Origin of the sequence: Parasphingorhabdus sp. (genome assembly GCF_036964675.1) — a bacterium.
Taxonomy (GTDB): domain Bacteria; phylum Pseudomonadota; class Alphaproteobacteria; order Sphingomonadales; family Sphingomonadaceae; genus Parasphingorhabdus.
On the sequence record NZ_JBALTF010000120.1, the window covers coordinates 1 to 3423 of the forward strand.

General features: G+C 56.1%; 4 protein-coding genes and 1 pseudogene. 3 read left to right on the forward strand and 2 right to left on the reverse strand.

The features are described 5' to 3' along the window. A pseudogene (locus V7665_RS13295) lies at positions 1-372 on the reverse strand (hypothetical protein); the annotation flags it as partial. Positions 373-389: 17 nt separating this feature from the next. Further along, on the reverse strand, positions 390-1232 hold the full coding sequence (locus V7665_RS13300) for a p-hydroxycinnamoyl CoA hydratase/lyase (RefSeq protein WP_335665015.1): 843 nt from the start codon (positions 1230-1232) through the stop codon (positions 390-392). A gap of 82 nt (positions 1233-1314) precedes the next feature. Here V7665_RS13300 and V7665_RS13305 point away from each other — a divergent pair, with 82 nt between their 5' ends. The 3 genes from V7665_RS13305 to V7665_RS13315 all read left to right on the forward strand — a co-directional run. Continuing rightward, positions 1315-1746: a MarR family winged helix-turn-helix transcriptional regulator gene (locus V7665_RS13305; protein WP_335665016.1), complete on the forward strand. Its 432-nt coding sequence runs from the start codon at positions 1315-1317 to the stop codon at positions 1744-1746. A gap of 102 nt (positions 1747-1848) precedes the next feature. Further along, positions 1849-2958, forward strand: coding sequence for an S-(hydroxymethyl)glutathione dehydrogenase/class III alcohol dehydrogenase (locus V7665_RS13310; RefSeq protein ID WP_335665017.1), 1110 nt, complete (start codon positions 1849-1851; stop codon positions 2956-2958). Beyond that, the coding region (locus tag V7665_RS13315; RefSeq protein ID WP_335665018.1) for an alpha/beta hydrolase-fold protein at positions 2958-3423 on the forward strand (466 nt) is incomplete at its 3' end. The genes V7665_RS13310 and V7665_RS13315, both read left to right, overlap by 1 nt.

Below are 3423 nucleotides of genomic sequence, written 5' to 3' on the forward strand. Positions count from 1 at the left end.
AGGCACCGGCATCATCCCGAACGCCGGACAGGCGCTGTCCAGCATTTCCTGAACAGCGCTGGCCAGCGAAGAGGGCAGGCCCATTCCGCCATCTTCCGCCTTGGCATCTAGCAACAGCCAGCCGCCGTCGCGGAAATCGGCCCAGGCCTGCTGATGTCCTGCAGGCGTCTTGACCCGACCATTTTCCAGCAGGCTGCCAACCCGGTCGCCAACATGATTGAGCGCGACCAGATGATCGGCGGTAAACCGGCTGGCCGAATGCAATATTTCCGCGATCATGGCTTCATCATGCGCAGCTTCACTGGCCGCGCCAAGCGCGGGCGCACCATAGGCGATGGCGATATGCCTCGCCAATATATCAGGATTGCTCACGATTGGTCCGTCAGACTTCAGTCCGCTCCGGTCTTGGTCTTGTCATATTCACCCAGACCCGGCTTGAAGCTCTTTTCATCGAGAAATTGCTTCATGCCTTCATGCCGGCCGTCGGTCTTGTCATGGAAGTTCAGTGCTTCCTGCGCCCGGATCAGATAATCTTCGGCATTGTCGAAGGTCATTTCGATGACGCGTTTGACCGCGTCCTTGGAAGCCTTGAGCGTGTCGAGATTTTTCTTGAGCAGCTTGTTTGCGACTTCGGTCACGCGCGCTTCCAATTGGTCGAGCGGCATGGATTCGTTGACCAGCCCTGCTGCTGCGGCTTCCTGACCGCTCATATTTTCACCCATCAACGTATGATACATGGCCTTGCGCAGGGGCATCAAATTGGTTGCAACCTTGGTCGCGCCGCCGCCCGGCAAAATGCCCCAGTTGATTTCCGACAGGCCAAATTGCGCTTCATCGGCACAAAAGGCCAGGTCGCAGGCATAGAGCGGTCCGTAGCCTCCGCCGAAGCACCAGCCGTTGACCATGGCAATCGTGGTTTTCTGATACCAGCGCAAACGCTCCCACCATGTATAGGCCTCGCGCTGGCTCTGCCGGATGCCGGGAAGGCCTTTTTCCTCGGTTTCACGAAAATATTCTTTCAAATCCATACCGGCCGACCAGCTGCTGCCTTCTCCGGTCAGGACCAGGACGCCGACATTGTCGTCGAATTCCAGCTTATCCAGCACCCGCAGCATCTGCCGGTTGAGCTTGGGGCTCATGCAATTGCGCTTTTCCGGGCGATTGAATTTCACCCATGCAATGCCATCCTTGATTTCATAAGCTACGGTATCTTCTTCTGTGCGGTCGGACATATTGATTCCCTTCAAGGTTTAATTGCTATGAGCAATAGCATTCTGCATTGCTATTGCCAATAGCATTTCTTATAGTGGTCACATGCTGGACCCTCTTTCATCATTGCCCGGATATGTCTTGAGCCGGGCGGCAGCCGCTTCTCTGGCAGAATTGAACAAGAGGCTTGGAAAAATCGGATTGCGGCACAGCGATGTCTCGCTTCTGATATTGGTGAAGGCCAATCCCGGCTTGACGCAGAGCGATGCCGGCAAATTGCTGGACATCCAGCGTGCCAATATGGTGCCGCTTGTCTCCAGATTGTTGGACCAGTCCCTGATTTCAAAAGAACCGGTCGATGGTCGGTCGCAGGGCCTGCTGCTGACAGCAAAAGGGAAAAAGCTTCTGCGAGCGGCACAAGCTGTTATTGATGATCATGAGGTGCGATTACAACAATCAATCCCCGAACATTTGCGGCCCCATCTATTGCCGATATTGCATGCGCTTTGGGATTCGAGCAGAACCGGCAGCGATTAAGCAAGTTTGGAGGCCGACTCAAATTAAGCGGTTTATCTTGTGGATAACCGTATGTATGACATACAAATATGATCGACAGGTCAACAGAAGGAAACAATCAATATGAAGACCCGCGCAGCCGTAGCATTTGAAGCCAAAAAGCCACTTGAGATTGTCGAGCTTGATCTGGAGGGTCCGAAGGCGGGCGAAGTGCTGGTTGAGATCATGGCGACGGGTATTTGTCACACCGACGCTTACACGCTCGACGGGCTCGACAGCGAAGGCAAGTTCCCCAGCGTATTGGGCCATGAAGGCGCCGGTATCGTGCGGGAAGTCGGAGCAGGCGTCACCTCGGTGGCTCCCGACGATCATGTGATTCCGCTTTACACCCCCGAATGCCGCCAGTGCAAAAGCTGCCTGTCCGGCAAGACCAACCTGTGTACCGCCATCCGCGCGACTCAGGGCCAGGGCTTGATGCCCGACGGGACCAGCCGGATGTCCTACAAGGGCGAAGCGATCTACCATTATATGGGCTGCTCGACCTTTTCCAACTTCATCGTCCTGCCGGAAATTGCGGTTGCCAAAATCCGCACCGACGCGCCGTTCAACACCAGCTGCTACATCGGCTGCGGCGTCACCACCGGTGTCGGCGCGGTGGTCAACACGGCGAAAGTGGAGCCCGGTGCCAATGTCATCGTCTTCGGCCTTGGCGGCATTGGCCTCAATGTGCTGCAAGGCGCGCGGATGGTCGGCGCGGATAAAATTATCGGCGTCGACATCAATGACGACCGCGAAGCATGGGGCAAGAAATTCGGCATGACCCATTTCGTCAATCCGAAAAAGATCAAGGGCGATATCGTCGAACATCTGGTGGCGCTGACCGATGGCGGCGCGGATTATACATTTGATTGCACCGGCAATACCGACGTCATGCGTCAGGCGCTGGAATCCTGTCATCGCGGCTGGGGTGAAAGCATCATCATCGGCGTTGCCGAGGCCGGCAAGGAAATTTCGACCCGGCCATTCCAGCTGGTCACCGGACGGGTCTGGAAGGGCACCGCATTCGGCGGCGCGCGCGGCCGGACCGATGTTCCGAAAATCGTCGACTGGTATGTCAACGGCAAGATCGAAATCGATCCGATGATCACCCACACATTGACCCTGGAAGAGATCAACAAGGGCTTTGACCTGATGCACGCCGGTGAAAGCATCCGCAGCGTCGTGGTTTTTTGATGGAAACCGTTTCCACCAATAGAAGTTTTGCCGGCACGCAGGGGGGCTATTCCCATGCGTCCACCGAGACAGGAACCGACATGAGTTTCGCGGTCTATGTTCCTGATCATGAACAAGGCGCAAAACTGCCGGTTGTCTGGTATCTGTCCGGCCTGACCTGCACCCATGCCAATGTCATGGAAAAGGGTGAATATCGCAGGGCCGCCAGCGAATTGGGCTTGATCATTGTCGCGCCCGATACGTCGCCGCGCGGCGAAGGCGTGGCTGATGATGAGGCCTATGACATGGGGCAGGGTGCCGGTTTTTACGTCGATGCCACCGAAGAGCCGTGGGCTAAGCATTTCCGCATGCGCAGCTATATCGAGAAAGAATTGCCGGATCTGATTGCCAGGGAATTCCCGGTCGATATGAACCGACAGGGAATATTCGGGCATAGCATGGGCGGCCACGGCGCGCTGACCATCG